Below are 19,080 nucleotides of genomic sequence, written 5' to 3' on the forward strand. Positions count from 1 at the left end.
AATCAACTCCCTGAAAGTTAAGATTGCGGATTTTCCGTGGCTTCTATCTTTTTGAGCTTTTTAAACCGTTGGAATAATTTTGAACGCACCCCGATGCAATAGGAAAGAACCGGGGTTTTTAGGAAACAGACGGCGAGCAGCATGGACGAAAAATAAACGAACAAAACAGCCATCGGCAACGACAGGTAAAACAGCCACGGATGCCCTGTCAGACGGGGCACAATAAGCTGACTGACGACATAAATCGGGATTGGTTGAATAAGAAATGTGCCGAATGACGCCTTCGAAGCGATTTGGATGAAGCGATTAAACAATCCCTCGCCCCTTTTCTTTCGATGCCTGTCCCATATGCGTCCCAGAAACATGACCAGCCCGATATACAGCATCGCATAAGGAAGATAAATGGGCTGCTGAACGGAAATTGCCATTGAATAGCTGTATTGAAGAAACGTGCGCACCAGGATATAGTGGCCGGACATGATGAAAAAACCGGCCGCGAACAAAATGACCATTAATCGGATATGCCTGTCTATAAATTCACCGATCGCCTGATAGTGGCAGGCCGCAACGCCCCCCGCAGCAAAATAGCATACATAGGGCAGCATCAGTGATCCGCTGTGAACGAGAAGATAAGGCCAATCGGCTGTGTCCAGCTTCGGGACTGCAAAAGTAATCAGCGACATGATAAGCAGCTGCAGGAGGGCGCTCCAAACAAAAATCTGAGGATGACGTTTCTCAAATTTACGGAGAACGAAAAGCATAATCGGGAAGACCAAGTAAAATTGAAGCGTCACTAATACATAATAGATATAAAATAAATTACCGCGGCTCAGCGATTCCCAGAGGAGAGTCATAAACGTTTTGAAAGAAGAAAAGAGTCCGGGCGAATAAACATCTTTAATGAAAAAAAGGTAAAAGAGATTCCAAAATAAATACGGAATACCAACCAATGTGAAACGTTTCTTCCAGAAATTAAGAACATGAAAATCACGTCTGTAGTACACAAAGAACAGAACGAATCCGGTAATGAACATGAAGGCCATCCGCGTGACCTCAATGGATGCGTGAAAGGCGGAGAACAGCACGGATCCCATACGTCCATCTGACAAATAGCCGTTATATGTCGAAACGGTATGTACCGAAATGACTCCAAACATGATAAACGTCCGCATAAAGTCAATTTCATATAAATGCTTTTTCTTCAAGAAGAGAGAAGGCCTCCTTAAATTCCCAGTGTTTCTGACATTTGTAATCCGTTTACAATCTTCATACTATGTGATGAATCTTAATTTTAAATTAAAGAATGCAGCGGAAGGATGTTCCGATTCCGGTGCCCGCTCCAAAAATGAATAATTTTTTGCCTTTTTTGCGGTAAATACGGATTTAATCTAAGTAAAATTCTAGTATATTGATATTTAACAAAGAGGGGAATTTTAGAGGGCGGATTCGGTGAACGCTGCTTGAGCATTTTAAAAACATGCCGTCCGGAAATCCTGTGCCGATGCTGTAAAAGGAAAAAACTTCATAAATAGAGGTGAAAGTTCATGACGTTGTCGTCTTATGACAGTTTTTCAGTCAAATATCTCACGGCCTTATATTTTTTTATAAAAACAAATATCGAAAAAGGGCTCTTGTCTCGTGCGATGTGTCAGGAACTGGTGCTGATCAGAGAAGCAGCGAAAAGGCAGGGAGTCCTCATCATGTGCAAAAGCGGCGCCTGGACGTCTCAGCCCAGACATTTCAGAGGCGAGATTTAATCCGGAGCCGCTAAAGACCGATCTCCCTGTCGTCTCAATGATGCTTCACTTGACCGTATCCTCGCCAGCCGGCAGGTGAAGCCTGTTCCTATCCGCCTTGAACTCAAAGATTAGCGCTTTAAATGCGAAAAATCACCCCTGACTCGAGGAATATCTCCCCAACATCCTTCAATTTATCGTGTTTGAAAACTCATATCCGGATGAACCAAAGAGGTCGTCATTGAAAATAAAAGAATGAAAAGGCGGTGTTTTGTGCTGCCGCTTTTTTGTATTACAGACAAACATAAAACATGAAGGTATCACGGGCTTGAAAACGTGATACCTTTTCTTTATGGGAAAAAAGCAAAGGAAATAATTACCGCGACGAAAGTATCTTTTACCAATCTGCTGTGACTATTGGCTTAAGCAGATTGAAAATGGATCTGTGTGCCGGACTTGAGGGCTTTCCGGATGGACCGGGTGCTCCTATTGGCAGAAATTGCGAGTATATCGTCATAAATAAGTATTTTATTCGCGTAAATTGATGCTTTTACGGATAAATCGGCTGTTTGTGCTTTCTTCCGGCAGTCAGTAGCGAAAATGGAAATAAACCTGTCTTTCTTCTAACATTTCTCGTATAATAGAATAGAAATTTTCGCTTTTTCATGCATTTTTTGTGAGCAAAAAGTCCCGCTTTACGGTGATGACAACACATGTTTCTTTCACCTGGTAAAATAACAGAAAACGATAAACGCACCACAGGAAATCTGTCCGGAAGCGATTGCAGCCGGACGTCAGTACATAGCCTTGTAAATCGTTGCGGTGGATATCAAGTTTTATGGAATGTGCCGGCAGTTGCGGAAGGGGAGAGGATGAGGGATGACAAAAATATTGATTGTTGATGATTCCAGATTTTCACAAAGAATAACGTCATCTTTAATTAAACAATTTCTCGATGATGCGGAGTTTGAATTTGCCGGCAACGGCGAAGAAGGTTTGGAAAAATTCAGAGAGGGATCCCCGGATTATACCATTGTCGATTTGCTGATGCCGAAACTTCGCGGTGGAGATTTAATTGAAAAAATCAAACAGCTGGATATTGATGCCAGGATTTTCGTCATCTCGGCGGACGTACAGAAACGCGTACGGGATGTTGTTGAAAAAATGGGTGTCCTGTCTTTTATCAACAAACCTTTGGATGAAGAGAAGGCGAAAAAGATATGCGACATCATAAGGAATGATGCCCGGTGAGCGATCAAGTGAGCAAGGAAGACATTCTGAAAGAATTGTTCAATGTCGGCGTCGGGCATGCAGCGGCAACGCTGTCCGATATTATTGACAAGAAAATTGTCTTGAATGTTCCTGATGTCAAGATCCTCGATATTGAGCAGGGGAAAAGTGAGCTGGACCGGTTTCTTCACAATGTCGCCGAAGGAGCGGTCATGGTTTCTTCCATTACTTTCGACGACCAGCTTGAAGGAAAAATCAGTCTGATTTTTCCTGCCGATAAAATGCATTGTTTCATCAGCCTGTGCCTTCATGAGGAGTACGAAGAAGCCGGGGATATGGAATTTACGGATATAGATTTTGACACGATAAAAGAAATCGGAAATATTGTTCTGAATGCGATCATTGGCGAGCTGAGCAATACGGTTAATATTCCTGTGCGGTACTCGCTGCCCGAAGTAAAAGTCCTTAATGGAGCGAGTGCGGAACTTTTTGTCGGCGGATGCGATTATCATCTCGTTTTAATGCTGTACATAACTTTTAATATTGAAGGTACGGAGATCGAGGGTGCCATTGTGATCAATATGACATTAAAATCTCTGGAGGACATCGTACAAACCATTGATAGACTGTTTAACGGAAGATGATTGAAATGGATTCTTTTTTGCCGAGCATATTGAGCTGTATAAACGAGGGCATCGTGATCATGACCACAGATCGGACCATTGCCTATTGGAACCCGTTCATGGAGGAACTGACCGGCAGGAAACAGGAGGATGCCCTCGGGTTGAATGTGGATAACGTGCTTCCCAATCTGGATAAACCCTTCTTTCATCAGGCTGTGGACAGGGTCCTCGGGGGCGGCAGTCCGGCGTTCTTCTCGGCCGCGATGCATCGACGGATGATCAGTGACACGCATAAGGTGAATATGAAAATGAATCGGGTCATCGACGGAGAACAGACTGCCCTTTTACTTGAATTCATTGATGTAACGAATCAGTTTCACCGGATCAGCCAGCTGCGGGATTTTGTCAGGCAGCTCTCACGGCTGAACAGTGAGCTGAAACAAAAAGAGAAGGTCATTGAAAAACTGGCCTATTATGATACATTGACCGGGGTGGCAAACCGTGCCCTTTTTGAAAAATTTGCCGACAAGTACCTGAACCTGGCAAAGAGAACGAAAAGCATGCTGGGTCTGATGTTTGTGGATGTCAATGAATTCAAGCTCATCAATGATACGTACGGCCACCACATGGGCGATAAAATCATGATGCGGGTCGCGGCTTTCCTGACGGAATCGACGAGAAAGAGCGATATCGTCTGCCGATACGGAGGCGACGAATTCCTGATTCTTCTCCCCGATCTTCAGAGTTTTGAAGATTATCGGCAGATTGCCGGGCGGATCGACGCACTTAAAAAAAAGAAAATTATTCAGGACGGACATACAATCGGCCTGTCTCTGAGTATCGGAGCAAGTTTTTATCCGAACGACGGAACTACGATCGAGGAACTGGTTGCAAAAGCCGATGGGCTCATGTACATACAGAAACACAGATCGAGAATGGAAATGAAGAAACATCTGTAAGACCGGAAAAAAATGCACGGCCGGATAATCTTTGTCCGCCTAATCAATGACAGCTTTGACTGATTTAAAATTGAATTTCTAAAAAAGATCGGCCCGTTATAAAAGATGCCGATCTTTTTTTATGGAATCCGGTGGTTTTAAGGGCTTCGCCAAGTTGACAGAAAGACGCTGTCATGGCATTAATAATAAATGCGGATACCGCTTTGAGTGAAAAGATTAAGTACGTGATTGAAAGAAGTGTCGGATTGATGACAGAGGATTTGAAATGAATAAAATGAAGGTATATCAGGATCTTATGCGAATCGTTCAGGATGGAGGCCGTGTGAAACATGATGATATGCTCAGTGCATATACGTTTACGAAGACGGGCGGGGAAGCCGATGTCCTTGTTCTTCCGGAAAGCTACGCAGAAGTTCAGAGAATAGTCAGATACACGGCCGCTGAAGGAATCCCCATGACTGTTCTCGGAAACGGATCGAATGTCATTGTTCGTGACGGCGGCATACGGGGGGTAGTGATTAATCTGACCCGATTGGACGCGATCCATCTCGACGGGCATCATATTATCGCTCAAAGCGGTGCGGCGATCATCGATGTTTCACGCTTTGCGCTGAAGCACGGCCTGACCGGGATGGAATTCGCCTGTGGCATACCTGGGTCGGTCGGAGGCGCTCTTTATATGAACGCCGGTGCATACGGAGGAGAAACGGCCGACGTGCTCGATCATGCCGTGGCGGTCGACAGCTCAGGGCAGCTGCTTCAGCTGAATCACAGCGATCTGCGGCTCGGCTATCGCAACAGCGCCATTTCAAGGAACGGCTATATTGCTCTGGAAGGAACCTTTGCACTCACCCCGAGGCACATGCCTGAAATTAAAGCGGAAATGGATCGTCTGACCCGCCTCCGCCGGATGAAGCAGCCGCTTGAATTTCCTTCCTGCGGCAGCGTATTCAAACGTCCGCCCGGATATTTTGCCGGGAAGCTGATACAGGATTGCGGCCTTCAGGGGACACGGATCGGCGGCGTGGAAGTTTCGAGAAAGCATGCAGGGTTCATGGTCAATGTCGATCACGGGACAGCGACGGACTATATCAACCTGATACGCCATGTGCAGAAAACGGTAAAAGCAAAATTCAATGTAGACCTTGAGACTGAAGTCAAAATCATCGGCGAAAGCGGAGAAGTGCAGGACCGGTGAAATACGGACCAGGAAAAGATCCGTAAATTGAAAAGGGCGGCTCAAAACCGAAAAGCCGGTTTTGAGTGCGCCCTTTTTGACCCTTGTCGTCAAACCTGTCCGTATGCCTTTTTTCATTTGAGCCCTACTTCCCGTGCCGGATAACGGAGCGGTTATTTCAACAAATTCGTTATGGATGCCGTTTAAGGCGACTCCGGCATGGCTTTTCGAACGGGTTATTCGGCCACCCTTCTGCCCAGAATCAACAGGTCTCTTTCCATACCGTCCAGCTCGGCCACTTTCGGAAGGCGGCCCCATTTCTCAAATTCAAAATGCCGGAATAAACGGAGACTTGGCGTATTCTGTTCAAAGATAAAAGCGAGCAGCGTCCTGACCCCCCAATTTTTACACTGGCCGATGACTTGATGCATCAGGAATGAACCGATTCCTTTGCCGCGGCATTCCGAATCAAGATAAACGCTGATTTCCGCCGTCGCCTGATATGCCGGGCGGCCGTAGAAGGTTTCGAGACTCAGCCATCCGCAGACTTTTCCGTTAAATTCCGCGACCCAAAGAGGGCGGTTTTTGTCTGCAAGATGTGTTTCAAGCCACGGCTTTCTGTCGTCGACACTGATTTCCGTTGTATCGGCGGTGACCATCCTCCCCGCGATCGTCGAGTTATAAATGGCCACGATAGCCGGTAAATCTCCTTCAGAGGCATCACGTATTGTAATATTCTCCAGCATAGAACTCACCTGTACTTTCCTGTAGTATGAATGAACGGATCCGATAGAATTGTTCCGATACCGTGTATGAGGTAACCGGGAGCCGAATGTGTCCCCGTTTGTCCGCCGCCATGATCGTCATTCTGTACCCTGACTGCAGTCAAAGCCTTTTTTGCATTTTTGTGCCAAGCTTTCAGAAAGATCCCTGATAGGGATTTCCTGAACCGGGGTGATCTGTATCATTATATCAATAAAGAGATTCGTTAAGCGGAAAAATCTTCAACGATACTGATTTTCAGTCATTCTGCGGTAAATCCCCGGAATTTTAAATTCAATCGGATAAGAGATTGATGACGGCATGTGCATCTGCCGAGAGTGTATGTCGTGCATCCTGTGCTCTCGCCCCGCCGAGCGCATTGAGCTGCCGGACATAGTCTTGGAGGCAGTAGACGGCAGTCGAAATTTTATCTTGCCTGTAAGCAGTCTGCGCCTGATTCAGCGTATAGGACAGCGCAGCGGTATCCGGTTCCGACAGATTTTTTGCTTCAAATTCGGAAATCAGCTGCCGGCGCATCGTGTCAAAGCTGCTGCCGATGTCCGAATAGCCGAGCAGCTGATATTCACTGATGGCAAGCGGTAATTGACTGCTCTTTTCTGTAATCTCCAGCTTATAAAATCGATAGGCCTTCGCGTTTTTTATTGAAAAGGAGCGGGTCATTGAACGTGAGCCGAATGTTTCATTGGTGCGGCTGTCAAGCATCGTCCAATTGCTTCCGTCGTCGGAACCGAACATGATCCAGCTCTTCGGATCGCTTGTTGCCAGACTGCTCGCGGAAGAAGTCAGCGTGTACATCTTCACCTTAGGGTCCTCCTCCTTGAAGCGGGTCATAACCGATGGCTGACTGCCTGAGAAGACAACCGCCGTGTCGGACTGATTATCAAGCAGCGGGTCAAGAGAACTGTTGTCGCTTGAGGTTGTTTCAGCCCGGCTGTCGGATGCCGATTTTCCGGTCAGATCGGTCAAGGGCATCGGATAGATAGATGATCCGTCGGTCGACAGCGGCGTCAAGGATTTCGGCAGTTCGCTTTCGGCGCTCCCCCAATTCGAAGGCTTCGGCCCCATGCGAAAGGACAGCGTGCCTCCGCCAGCAAGCAGCTGATGGGAGATGGAAGTCGCAGATAAAGGCCGGCCGTTGAATGTGACACTCTGGACATAGCGATTCGTGTTGCTGACATTAGGCGCGCTGATGACAAGATCATGTCCATTGTCGAGGTGAATCGTCATTTGTTTGAAATAGGGCGCGCCAAGCACATAATCCGGAGTACCCTTCTCAAGCGGGTAAAAACCCGCCGCACTGAAGAAATAGAAACCGGACAGCATGGCGCCGGTGTCGTCTCCGAGATAACCCTGGCCGATGCTCGCGCCCGAATAGAAATGGTTCATGATATTTCGGACCGTCTCCTGAGTTTTCCACGGCGCTCCCGCAAATGTATACATATAGGGAATGGAAGGCGATGAAGGGCTGTCCAGGGTAAACATGCCGCTGTGGCCGGCAGCGGCTTCCCGGGCCGCAGAATATTTTTCGGCTGAAGCAGAGCCGGGGACGGCCGCAGAGCCGGGGACGGCCGAAAAATATTTGTCAAGCTGATTCAATAGCCCGCTCCGGCCGCCGTAGAGATTGGCCAGCCCCTGACCGTCCTGAGGCACGTCAAAATCAAGATTCAGGATATTCGGAACGGCCTGATCATTGCTCCAGGATTGCGGATCGGATGCGTTCCCGCTTTTTTGCCACTGTCCGTCCGCAGTCTTTCCGTTAAAGGAACCGGTACTGCGGTCGAAGAGGTTCAGGTAGTTCTGCGCCCGGCTCAGGTAATAAGCGCTATCGTCCGCATAGGACCCGCCTGCGGACTGCTGCGATAGATAGGAAGCCAGACTGCCGAGTGCGAAATCGTTGATGCTGTCGGATAATGTCCAATTGATGCTTTGCTTCTGATCCGTGTTCGTGTATCCGGTAAAGGGCGCGCTGCTTTGCTGCGGACGGTTCTGAATGCCTGACACGCCGGCAGCGGCTTCCGTCAGCAGGGTCCGGTAGAGTTGATCCGGATTGACACCCGGAACGCCTTTGACGTATGCGTCACTGAAAGCACTATCGGCAAAGGAAGCGGAGGACGATTGGGAAATTGTGCCGCCGTTGTTCTCATACTGCAGAAATCCGTTGATCAGCCGGCCGGCCAGCTGCGGATCAAGCAGTACGTAAGCCGGCCAGACGGTCTGGGCACTGTATGCAAAATTGCTGTTCACATAGATTTGGCCCTCCTTGATCGGGGCTCCGGTTTTATTTGCCGTATTTTTGCCTGCGAGGCTCGCAGACAGATCCGCATAGCGATAGTCGGGATCCTGGTTCGTCCCCGTATTTTCGAAGCCCGCGTTCGGATAGAGGAAAAGGCGGTACAGGCTGGAGTATAAGGTCGTCTTTTGTTCGCTGTCCGCGCCCTGAACGGAAACTTTTCCAAGCAGACTGTTCCAGGCGTTCTTCGCGTTTTGCCTGACCTGGTCGAACGACATGCTGCCGATCTCCAGATTCAGATTCGTTTTTGCCTGGTCGACACTGATCAGTGAATACCCCGTGCGCATGGTGACCGTTTTATTGCCCGACGTATTAAATTTATAGAAAGCCGTAACATGATCCCGTCCCTGCCCGGACAACTGATTGGAATCAATCACCGGTTGGTCGAAGGACGCGTAGAAGAAGAGGCGGTCCGTATTTCCGGTTGTACTGTCCTTGACATCGGAATAGCCTTCTATCGATTTCCGGTCGGCACTGAGCGTCAGTCCGCCCTGATTATCGAGATTATCGAAAATCAGATTTCCCGTCTTTCCTTTGAAAGTAAAACGCAAAACGGCGGAGTGGCTGGCGGGTGCTATCTCCGCCTTGATACCGTTCAGGAAAGTGACGCTATAATCATAAGGCTTTGCCGTCTCCTGAGAACGCTGGAACGCGAGTCCGCGGTTCAGCCTGCTCGCACTCGGCGTTCCCGAAAAATCAGAGGGCATGACCTGGAGAGACTGTCTGTCGCCGCTTTGGAGATTGGGAGAATGGCTGAGCGAAAAGGACTGAATCTCAGGGAGATTCTGCAGGTCGTTATTCTCGCTGTACGGATAGGGCCGGTCTGAAGAACTGCTGTCGGTAGCGGGAGACCAAAAGGCGAAGCTGTTCGGCACGGCAACGGCCGGGACCGTATTTCCTCTGGAAAAATCAGAGTTTGAGGCCGTCCCTCTTAGAATATTTACCTCGTCCGCCGGGGACGAAGAAGCGGTATTTTTAGGTGCACTTCCGATCCGGATATCGTCGACGGCTCCCTGAAAAGAGATGCCTGATTTTGGGGCGGAGTAGGCGATCAATACACGGGTAATCGTTTTTCCTGCGGCCACTTTTCCAATGTCGGCAATTTTTTGATTCCATTGATTAGCGATCAGCGTTCCGGACTGCCCCTGGGCCGACGGTGTCATTCTGACGCCGTCCTGGTCCGCAGCCCGACTGATCTGGTGGAGATAAGTGCCGTCGGAAAAGGCCAGATCAATGGAAACATAACTGGATGCCGCGGAAGCGGGATTGTTTTTGGGCGCGACAGGCGCGATAAAATAGGAAAGTTGCGTATCTGCCTTAACCGGAATATTGAGCATGTACAATTTATTAATAGCCAGACTGCCTTTTTTCCCGACGACTTTACCGGAATAAGTGAGTGTATGGGTGCCTGTCCATCCGCCGTTGTCAGAAGAGGCGTAAAGACCGGCAGGTCCGTTTCCGACAGAGGTACGCATTGTTTTCACGGTTTTTCCGTTGACCGAAGCAACGATGCCTGAAGAGAGGACCTTTCCGTTTTTTTCCGTTTCCGCCGTATTTGTCCAGGAGGGCACAGGATCACCCTTTTCGAAGGATGTGAAAAAGGGGGACGAAGCCGTCTGTGCTCTAGCTATCCGGCTGAAAGGTGCCGGAAGTGGCGGAACGGTCAGGCCGAGGCAAAGCAGGCTTGCAACCGTTATCGTGAAAATTTTTGTTCTCATAGAACGGGACACCTCTCCATTACATTAAGTGACACTTATCCGTCAGCTGTCCTGAAGGCAAACAGCGGCCCGGCCGTCAGATCTTTAAACGGATCATTTACCGATGTTTTTCTATAATCATTATAGTGAAAACACAGCGGCCTGAAAACAGCCGGCCGTCAGTCAGCCTGATCGTCATCATTGAAATCGTTCAAAAGGCGCCGAAAAAGCAAAAAAAATATGCGGTGGAAATGCTTGCCGGCATTCCATCGCAAACGAGTAAATGATGGTTTCCTAAATTAAGATCGGACATCTTAACTTAAGGGTTAACTGCAACAGAAGGTGTGTTAAAGCTTACTCATTTATCATAGACGCCCCGATGCAAGCATTCAACATTCATGTCATAAAATCTAACACAATTTCTTTTCAATCAGGAAAAATAATAAAAATGTCTCTGCTGTCACATCTTCCGACAGCTGTTACTTGGAAAAAGGCCTGCTCATCTCGCTGGCACGGGCAATGGCCTGATGCACGCATTCGATGATCGCTTCCCGGGTCTGATATCTATTCAGAGTGTCGATACCTGCCTGCGTCGTTCCCCCCGGTGTAGCCACGGCCTTGAGCAGATCGCCCGCCGTTTTTCCGGAACGGTTCAGCAGGGCAACGGCACCGTTCAAAGTCTGCAGAACGAGCTGAGCGGAGGCTTCGGCGGAAATTCCCTCACGGATACCGGCCTCTTTCATCGCTTCGGCAAGATAATAAAGATAAGCGGGTCCGCTTCCCGATAAGCCCGCGATTACATCAATATCCGATTCTCTGACGACGGTTGCCGTACCGACCGTTTCAAACAATTTTACCGCAAGATCCATCTGTTCGCGGGAAACGAATTCACCGGCAGCCATACCGGTAGCCGAGAGCCCTATCGAAGCGGATGTATTCGGCATGACACGGACGATCGGCAGATTCTTTCCGGCAACGAAAACGATATAAGCAGAAGGAACCCCGACCATCAGCGAAAGGACCAGCTGATCCGTCTGAAGGAAATCCTTCATTGAGATCAGAGCTTCCTTTGTATCGCCCGGGCGGAATGCAAGAATAACCACTTCGGCCTGCTCCAGTGCAGCAGGCTTGTCCTGAGTCACGTGCACGTGATACACGCGTTCGAGATAGTTAAGACGATCTATGCTGGAATGGTTATTGATCCAGACACGATCGGCACGGATAAGATTCTTGTTCAGAAAGCCCTTTAACAGGGATTCCGCCAATTCACCTGCGCCGATAAATGTAATTTTGTTAAGCATCGGTCGATCCCCCAATAAGGTCAATTACATCTATTATAGCTTGAAAATACCCGGTTGATAAGAGCGATCATCGTTATTTATAACTTTTATGTGAAAACCGGCTCTGAAACCGGGGAAGCGCAACCGTTTCTTATGGGCGGTCGGTCAGTGAATGAATCAGATCGGCTTCTCTTTTCTGCTGCTGTTGATCGATCTGCACTCCGGAATAATGTATAGAGGCCACCTTTCGATCGGCGCTGCGAAAATTTGTGAACGCACGCATCTGCGACGTGTAGCGGATCCAGCCGGCGACCAGTGCCAGCACAATAAGCATAACCTGCGGCGATGAAAGTGTAAAATCCATAATTCCGTAAGCGATAATCGTCGGAAGTGAAAAGAGAAACAGATTGACCGCATATCGATTTTTTTTATCGCTTCTCAGACATTGAAACAACAGGTATCCGCTGAATAACATAATGGCAGTAAAGAACAGGCCGACAAACACGCCTGAAGAGTCAAAAATGGAGAGAAAAAGATCGTGCGCGTGCGATACCATGCGTCCCGTCAGATTGAAATATTGAATGGGAAATCCCAGGGGTGTTGTGCCGAAAAGCGGCTGTTCAAAAAAAATATGAAGACTGTTCTTCCAGATAGTCAGGCGATCGCCGAGTGACGAGCTCGTGTTCTCCGAACGGGGCATAAACCTGAAAATGAGCGGAGACAGTAGGACGATGCCCCCTGATGCGGCAAAAAACAGGCGCTTATCCAGCTTGGCCAGAAAAAGCAGCAGCAGCAGCAGCATAATGATAAAGCCGGCCCGCGATCCCGTGTCATAAACTGCCAGGCCGAGTATTGGGAGCAGAACCAGGCAGAGTGCCCCCGTCCTGTAATTGTTCCGCCCGATGGCACGTAGCAGTTCAACGAGAAGGAACGCCAGCGCGAGAATGAGCAAATAACACGCATAATTAGGATTATAAGCCGATCCGTAAAGCCGGTTTTCTCTGGTGAAACCTAACAGCAGATGTCCGGTCATCAGGGCGACTCCCTGTCCAACCAGCGAATGGTCGGAGAAAAGGTGGAAAAATTTATCAGATAGGTAAAGATAAACCCCGCCGAAAATCGTAATCCAGACATACTGCCTTATCTGCAGAAATTCGTGATGATGCAAGTAATAAAGATAGACGCCCATGTAGCCCAGGATCATCAGTGTCGACAGCAGATAGAAAATCCGGAGAGTGCTGAGAGCGGCGCCGACGGAAGCCAATGCTATCAGCATAAACAAAATGCTGATGGCATCCTTCGGCAGAGGGCGCCTTTTTCTGACCCTATCCGTCCACTCCACGGCGCCGAGAGCGGCGAGCCAGGCTATTCCCAGAGGCGGAAGAATATATAGCAATATAAAGCCGATCATAAGAGGCTGATTTCTGATGATTTTAATCCCGTTCATCTTGTAAATTCCCCCGAAAATGGCATGATACACTCAAGTCCATTCCTTATATTCTATACAGTAATCTGCGGATAAAGGAGATTTGTGTGTAAATTTATACATCTGTAAATTATTTGTAAAGACGGATGCGGTTGCCGAGAAGCTGCTTCAAGCTAATAAAGGATATCATGGAAAGCCCGGATTGCCAAACCTTTGGCACAGCCTGCGGAGGTCGGGACGGCCTCGTGGCGGACAGCGGCTGCTTATCCGATAAAATTTTGTACTTCCCTATATAATATAAAAAGAACGGTCAAGAATCATCAATCGGAATTTTTTATGAGAACGGCATGCAGCGAAAAAACTGCCGGCATCACAAATAACGGCTATAATAAAAAGGACAAGGTTTGCACTATGTTGGAGGCGATCATGATGAAACTGGCAACGATCGGAACGAGCAAAATTACCGATTCATTTCTCAATGCCGTTGAGAAAAGCGGAAGGCTGACCTTTGAGGGCGCCTATTCGCGGACAGAGGAAAAAGCACAGACATTTACTGAAACACATCATGGGAAAAAATGGTTTACATCAATTGAAAAACTGGCGGAAAGCAGCGATATCGATGTCGTTTATGTGGCTTCGCCGAACAGTCTGCATTTTGAACAGGTGAAAGTGCTGCTCGGCGCAGGCAAGCACGTGATCTGTGAAAAACCGATCTTTGCGACTGGGAAAGAGTTTGCCGAGGCATTTGAATTGGCGGAAAAAAATCATGTTTTCCTGTTTGAAGCAATCCGCAACATTCAGACACCGGTGTTTGCCCGGCTGAAGGAGGAGCTGCCGAGAGCGGGCAAAATCCGTTCTGCGGTCCTGCAGCTGATCCAGTATTCTTCCCGATACGATCAGTTTCTCGAGGGAAAAATCACAAATGTTTTCTCTCCTCAATTTGCCGGCGGCGCGCTGGAGGATCTGGGCGTTTATCCGCTGTATGTTGCTGTTGCGCTATTTGGCGCTCCGGAAGACGCGGCTTATTACCCGGTCAAGCTGTCAAGCGGCATCGACGGCAGCGGCACACTCGTTTTGCGGTATGAGGGGTTTGTCTGCACGATTCTTTGCTCAAAGATCGCCCACTCGGGTGTGCCTTCGCAGATTCACGGCGAAAAAGGGACATTCAGCATCAACAGTTCGTCCGACATTTCCCGGCTGGAATGGCAGGATGCGCATACGAAAGAAACGGAAACCGTCGCTTCAAATCCGTCGGACAACGACAAATTTTATGAAATCAACCGTTTTGCCGATATCATCGAAAACGGACGCACATCGGATTATCTGCATTTGAAAAACCTGAGCCGTGAAGTGCTTCGCGTGATGGAAACCGTCCGCAAGCAAAACGGAATCATTTTCCCAAACGACCGGTGAGCCGATTCAGTTATGGAGCGCCGGGGTGTCAAAGGCTGAAGAAAAAATTATGCTCATATTACAAAAAAGGCATCAATTACGATGCCTTTTTTGTATTGCTTCAGACTGAAACAGCCGATCAGGCAAAAATAAAAACGCTCGGCGGCTGCATTGGAAACGGGAGAAAATGAGCGGTCCCTCCTGTTCCCTTTTTTAATACATGGAGGGGCGCTCCCTTTTCAAAACAATGGTTCAAATTAAAATGGCATTTTTGTTTGCGTTATATATAACATTGTCTTAATATAATTATATTGTTATATAAACAATGATGAATATATGAATAAGGAGACCGGGATTGAAGAAATTTCTTCACCATTGGAGGTTATTGGCGACAGGAGACGGCTTACGATACTCGCCTGTTCAGTCGGGAGAGATATGTATCTGCGAATTTTTCGATTTATCACAGTCGGCCATTAACCGCACCTGAAAAAATGAGTTGGACCGGCGTCATCCAGAGAATGTGGGTCTACTTTCGCTTGAAGGAGGATCCGCCCGCCTGCTTGACGGCGATCATTCGGGTACCTCCCCGGCAGATTTCGGAAAACGGCGACCTGTCGGAAAGATCGAAATCAGGTTGCCATAAAAGGGCAATACGAAAAAGGGCACAGGCAGTTTTTCAAAATTCGGCATTGCGCGGTTTATCAGCCTGTCGCAAGTCAAATTAAAAATTTTGGTAAAGGGGTTTGCATGTATGAACACTGTTTCAAATGATCAAATCAGACAAAACGTCCGAAACCGATACAGACAGATCGCTCTCCAGGATATCTCGGCTGCAGCTGGCTGCTGTTCACAGGGCGCCGGCTGCGGCAGCACTCCGGCCGATCATGACGGCGTGTCGGAAAAACTGGCTATTCGGCTGCTGAACTGTCTTCGGTTCCGGCGGGCGCCAATTTAGGATTGGGCTGCGGAAACCCGCAGGCGATTGCTTCGCTGAAGCCGGGGGAACATGTACTCGATCTTGGGAGCGGTGCCGGGTTCGATTGCTTTCTGGCGGCACGTCAGGTCGGCGCAAAGGGCCGTGTGATCGGCGTCGATATGACCCCGGAAATGATCAGCAAGGCACGTCGGAACGTTTCCGCAGGCGATTTTCCCCATGTGGAATTCCGGCTCGGGGAAATTGAATATCTGTCGGTTGCAGACCGCTCCATTGATGTCATTCTTTCCAATTGCGTGATTAACCTGTCTCCGGACAAGCAGCAGGTGTTCCGTGAAGCTTTCCGCGTACTGAAGAAGGGCGGCCGCCTGGCCGTCTCCGACATTGTCCTGACTGCGGAATTACCGCCGGATATTAAAAACGATCTGGATGTTTCTTATTCAGGATGTATTTCCGGTGCCTCTTCAATCAAAGATCTGCAGTCCATGCTGGAACAAAGCGGGTTTTCGCAGATCGAGATTAAACCGAAAGACGAATCTAAATCATTTATTAAAGAATGGATGCCGGGAGCGGGCATTGAAAAGTATATTGTCTCTTCGACGATTCAGGCGCTGAAACAATAAATGTCATTATCAGCAGATATTTTAAAAACAGCAAATCGGGCAGAAGATCATTTCCGTTCATCATAGCAGTTATTTCCGGCTGCCTGCGAGTCCCGCATACCCTTCGCTGAATTGGAGAAAATGAAAAAAAATCAATCATAGCGAAGGACTGAACATCATGGATCAAAAAAAGGTTTCTTTTTCTGAAGAAACTCGTTCGGTATGGCGGGACTCGGTACATTTTCCCACATTCAAGCCTCTGGAAGAGGACATTCAGACCGAGACGGCGATCGTCGGCGGCGGAATTTCCGGAATTACAGCGGCCTATTTACTGGCGAAAGAGGGGATGAAAGTCGCCCTGATCGAAGCAGCGCAGCTCTGCAGCGGAACAACCGGATATACGACGGCGAAGGTGACGGCTCAGCATGGTTTGATTTACAATGAACTGATCGGGCATTTTGGCGTGGAAAAAGCGAAACTTTATTATCAGGCTAACCGGGAGGCGCTCGATTGGATCGGCCGGATCGTCCGGGAACAGGATGTTCGCTGCGGCTTTCAAAAACGGCCGGCCCTCGTTTATGCAACGTCCGCCCGGAAAGCTGAAGAGATTGAAAAAGAGGCTGAAGCCTATCGGAAACTGGGCATTCCGGGAAGCCTTTCCGATTCGATCGGGCTGCCGCTCCAAGTTAAAAGAGCCCTGACCATGCCGGAGCAGGCGCAGTTCCATCCGCTGATGTTTCTTCATTTTTTGATCTCGGAACTCGTTAAAATGGATGTCCCGATCTATGAACAGACACTGGCGGTGAATATTGAGGAAGAGCCGTCCTGTGTCGTCCATACCGAAAAAGGGCCGCGGATTCATTGCCGGGAAGTATTAATCTGTTCCCATTTTCCCTTTTATGATAAGGCCTTCTACTTTTCGAGAATGTATCCTGAGCGTTCTTATCTGATGGCTGTCGAGACAGATCAGTCACCTGAAGGCATGTACCTCAGCGCAGAAGAGCCGAAACGTTCGATCAGGAGCCTGACTCTGGACGGGCGTTCGCTCGTGCTCGTCGGCGGCGAGAATCACCGAACCGGCCGCGGTGAGAACACGGCCGCTCACTTTCAGAATCTGGCCGCGTTTGCCGAACAGGTTTTCGGGACGGACTCAATCGTTTGCCGCTGGTCGGCTCAGGACTACACGACTCTTGACAAGGTACCGTATATCGGAAGACTGTCGGCTGGAAAGCCTCATATTTATGTAGCGGCAGGTTTCAGAAAATGGGGGATGACGACGGGAATACTTGCCGCGAGGCTGCTTGCAGATCAGCTTCTGGAGCGCACCAATCCATACGGCGCAGTTTTCAGCCCGTCGCGCTTTGCCGCCGATCCGATGATCAAGCGCTTTTTCATTGAAAATAGCCAAGTAGCCGGCCACCTGATCAGCGGAAAGCTGGCCAAAGCATCGACGTCGATTGAAGATCTGGACGCTGACGAAGGCGCCGTCATCTCTTTAAACGGGAAACGTGCCGGTGCCTATAAAGATAAGAACGGCCGGCTGACGGTCGTTGATACGACTTGCCCGCACATGGGGTGTGAGGTAAACTGGAACCAAGGTGAGCGGACATGGGACTGCCCATGCCACGGATCGCGCTTCAAGGCAACCGGGGAACTGATTGACGGTCCGGCGAAGAAGCCCCTGAAGCAGCTTTACGCGGAGAAGCGGACCGACGGCGACACGAGACAGGTGTAAAAGAGGTGTTGTTCACTTGAGTATTATTGATATTCTGGCGGAAGAGAAGATTCAGGAAGGGCTGAAGTCGGGAGCTTTCGACAACCTGGAGGGGCAGGGCCGGCCGCTTAAGTACGAAGATTTATCGGCGGTTCCGGAAGATTTGCGTGTCGGCTATAAAATGTTGAAAAATGCCGGTTATCTGCCTGAGGAACTGCAGTTGAGAAAAGAGATTGTTACGTTGAACGAACTAATCCGCTGCTGCGGTGACGAACCGGAACGGCGGCGCCTCAGCGGCGAGCTGCGGATCAAGAGACTGAAATTCAATCAGCTGATGGAAAAGAGATCCGTCCGCACATCGCAAACGTTCCGCAATTATCGGAATAGAATGTTCAGCCGGCTGCATATGTAAAGAAAACGTGCCGATTGGTAGCCTTTAGGTTCAGCCGGCTCCTAGCCGGCGTGAAAGTGACGTGAACTCTTCTTCTTCTGAAAAGCGATCACTTGGCACGGACGCCGGTCTGTTTCTCTGAATGTTCATACGAATGGCGATTTTGTTTCTCTGAAAAAGATCGGTATCATGCATGGACAGACGTTGCATGGCGAAAACAGCTGATCTTTTTCGGCCGGCTGCCTGCGTATTTCGGTAAATTGTGGTGGAAATCGCCGGGAAATGCGGTATAAAAGCAGAATAGCGACAGCAACGTGCGGAAAATCAACAGTAACGGCCAAAGAATCGACAGTAAACGGACCGTAATCAATAAGTGCAGATCATCAGAACAGAAAAATTGTGCCTGCGTGCCTGATGGATGGATCAGCCCGCGGCCGGAATTTTATCGGTCGACGGAGTGGGTTTAACGACGGCGCCCAGGCTTTCGGTCAATGTCGGGAGTTTATCGGTCTGCGTGTCCGATTTATCGGTCAATGCCGCGATTTTATCGGTCGCCGAATCCGGTTTATCGGTCAGCGCCGTGGATTTAACGATCGGCGGCCGGGCCTTCGGTCAATGTCGGGAGTTTATCGGTCTGCGTGCCTGTTTTATCGGTCAATGCCGCGATTTTATCGGTCGCCGAATCCGGTTTATCGGTCAGCGCCGTGGATTTAACGATCGGCACCGGGCTTTCGGTCAATGCCGGGAGTTTATCGGTCTGCGTGCCCGGTTTATCGGTCAATGCCGCGATTTTATCGGTCGCCGAATCCGGTTTATCGGTCAGCGCCGTGGATTTAACGATCGGCA

Annotated in this window: 13 protein-coding genes and 1 pseudogene; 9 read left to right on the plus strand and 5 right to left on the minus strand. The window is 48.9% G+C overall.

Features of this window, described 5'->3' with window-relative positions; translation table 11 throughout:
• Positions 1 to 17 precede the first annotated feature (17 nt).
• The gene (locus Q6A92_RS13720) at positions 18 to 1,205 is read right to left on the minus strand and encodes an acyltransferase (RefSeq protein ID WP_274401668.1); all 1,188 of its coding nucleotides are present in this window, start codon (positions 1,203 to 1,205) and stop codon (positions 18 to 20) included.
• 1,410 nt (positions 1,206 to 2,615) lie between these two features.
• On the opposite strand from Q6A92_RS13720, the gene Q6A92_RS13725 reads away from it, so the two are divergent.
• The 4 genes from Q6A92_RS13725 (at position 2,616) to murB (ending at position 5,746) form a co-directional block, all read left to right on the plus strand.
• Positions 2,616 to 2,987 (plus strand): response regulator, encoded by a 372-nt coding sequence (locus Q6A92_RS13725; RefSeq protein ID WP_274401669.1) that lies wholly within the window; start codon positions 2,616 to 2,618, stop codon positions 2,985 to 2,987.
• Positions 2,984 to 3,610 (plus strand): chemotaxis protein CheC, encoded by a 627-nt coding sequence (locus Q6A92_RS13730; RefSeq protein ID WP_274401670.1) that lies wholly within the window; start codon positions 2,984 to 2,986, stop codon positions 3,608 to 3,610. Before Q6A92_RS13725 ends, Q6A92_RS13730 begins: the two co-directional genes overlap by 4 nt.
• A 5-nt stretch (positions 3,611 to 3,615) precedes the next feature.
• The gene (locus tag Q6A92_RS13735) at positions 3,616 to 4,548 is read left to right on the plus strand and encodes a sensor domain-containing diguanylate cyclase (protein WP_274401671.1); all 933 of its coding nucleotides are present in this window, start codon (positions 3,616 to 3,618) and stop codon (positions 4,546 to 4,548) included.
• A gap of 265 nt (positions 4,549 to 4,813) precedes the next feature.
• On the plus strand, positions 4,814 to 5,746 hold the full coding sequence (murB, locus tag Q6A92_RS13740) for a UDP-N-acetylmuramate dehydrogenase (RefSeq protein WP_332238439.1): 933 nt from the start codon (positions 4,814 to 4,816) through the stop codon (positions 5,744 to 5,746).
• A 215-nt stretch (positions 5,747 to 5,961) separates the two neighbouring features.
• Here the strand turns inward: murB and Q6A92_RS13745 are convergent, their stop codons facing one another.
• From Q6A92_RS13745 to Q6A92_RS13760, 4 genes are all read right to left on the minus strand, one after another.
• Positions 5,962 to 6,471: a GNAT family N-acetyltransferase gene (locus Q6A92_RS13745; RefSeq protein ID WP_274401673.1), complete on the minus strand. Its 510-nt coding sequence runs from the start codon at positions 6,469 to 6,471 to the stop codon at positions 5,962 to 5,964.
• Between the two features lie 310 nt (positions 6,472 to 6,781).
• Positions 6,782 to 10,516: a GH92 family glycosyl hydrolase gene (locus tag Q6A92_RS13750; protein ID WP_332238440.1), complete on the minus strand. Its 3,735-nt coding sequence runs from the start codon at positions 10,514 to 10,516 to the stop codon at positions 6,782 to 6,784.
• A 458-nt stretch (positions 10,517 to 10,974) separates the two neighbouring features.
• Positions 10,975 to 11,796, minus strand: a complete 822-nt coding sequence (proC, locus tag Q6A92_RS13755) for a pyrroline-5-carboxylate reductase (RefSeq protein ID WP_332238441.1) — start codon at positions 11,794 to 11,796, stop codon at positions 10,975 to 10,977.
• A 130-nt stretch (positions 11,797 to 11,926) separates the two neighbouring features.
• Positions 11,927 to 13,222: an O-antigen ligase family protein gene (locus Q6A92_RS13760; protein WP_332238442.1), complete on the minus strand. Its 1,296-nt coding sequence runs from the start codon at positions 13,220 to 13,222 to the stop codon at positions 11,927 to 11,929.
• A 408-nt stretch (positions 13,223 to 13,630) separates the two neighbouring features.
• Between Q6A92_RS13760 and Q6A92_RS13765 the strand changes: the two genes are divergently transcribed.
• From Q6A92_RS13765 to Q6A92_RS13785, 5 genes and pseudogenes are all read left to right on the plus strand, one after another.
• The gene (locus Q6A92_RS13765) at positions 13,631 to 14,614 is read left to right on the plus strand and encodes a Gfo/Idh/MocA family protein (protein ID WP_274401677.1); all 984 of its coding nucleotides are present in this window, start codon (positions 13,631 to 13,633) and stop codon (positions 14,612 to 14,614) included.
• Between the two features lie 730 nt (positions 14,615 to 15,344).
• Positions 15,345 to 16,150, plus strand: a pseudogene (locus Q6A92_RS13770) (arsenite methyltransferase).
• A gap of 157 nt (positions 16,151 to 16,307) precedes the next feature.
• Positions 16,308 to 17,864 (plus strand): FAD-dependent oxidoreductase, encoded by a 1,557-nt coding sequence (locus Q6A92_RS13775; RefSeq protein ID WP_332238443.1) that lies wholly within the window; start codon positions 16,308 to 16,310, stop codon positions 17,862 to 17,864.
• A gap of 16 nt (positions 17,865 to 17,880) precedes the next feature.
• The gene (locus Q6A92_RS13780; protein ID WP_274401679.1) at positions 17,881 to 18,255 is read left to right on the plus strand and encodes a DnaJ family domain-containing protein; all 375 of its coding nucleotides are present in this window, start codon (positions 17,881 to 17,883) and stop codon (positions 18,253 to 18,255) included.
• A gap of 397 nt (positions 18,256 to 18,652) precedes the next feature.
• On the plus strand, positions 18,653 to 19,080 hold a 428-nt coding region (locus Q6A92_RS13785; RefSeq protein ID WP_332238444.1), incomplete at its 3' end, for a hypothetical protein.

Origin of the sequence: Sporolactobacillus sp. KGMB 08714, assembly GCF_036598985.1 — a bacterium.
Lineage (GTDB): Bacteria > Bacillota > Bacilli > Bacillales > Sporolactobacillaceae > Sporolactobacillus.

Bases quoted from the DNA above. Each gene is read 5' to 3' on its own strand.
- Q6A92_RS13765 (WP_274401677.1), top strand. From the start codon at position 13,631: ATGAAACTGGCAACGATCGGAACGAGCAAAATTACCGATTCATTTCTC.
- murB (WP_332238439.1), top strand. From the start codon at position 4,814: ATGAATAAAATGAAGGTATATCAGGATCTTATGCGAATCGTTCAGGAT.
- Q6A92_RS13775 (WP_332238443.1), top strand. From the start codon at position 16,308: ATGGATCAAAAAAAGGTTTCTTTTTCTGAAGAAACTCGTTCGGTATGG.
- Q6A92_RS13745 (WP_274401673.1), bottom strand. From the start codon at position 6,471: ATGCTGGAGAATATTACAATACGTGATGCCTCTGAAGGAGATTTACCG.
- Q6A92_RS13735 (WP_274401671.1), top strand. From the start codon at position 3,616: ATGGATTCTTTTTTGCCGAGCATATTGAGCTGTATAAACGAGGGCATC.
- Q6A92_RS13750 (WP_332238440.1), bottom strand. From the start codon at position 10,516: ATGAGAACAAAAATTTTCACGATAACGGTTGCAAGCCTGCTTTGCCTC.
- proC (WP_332238441.1), bottom strand. From the start codon at position 11,796: ATGCTTAACAAAATTACATTTATCGGCGCAGGTGAATTGGCGGAATCC.
- Q6A92_RS13760 (WP_332238442.1), bottom strand. From the start codon at position 13,222: ATGAACGGGATTAAAATCATCAGAAATCAGCCTCTTATGATCGGCTTT.
- Q6A92_RS13725 (WP_274401669.1), top strand. From the start codon at position 2,616: ATGACAAAAATATTGATTGTTGATGATTCCAGATTTTCACAAAGAATA.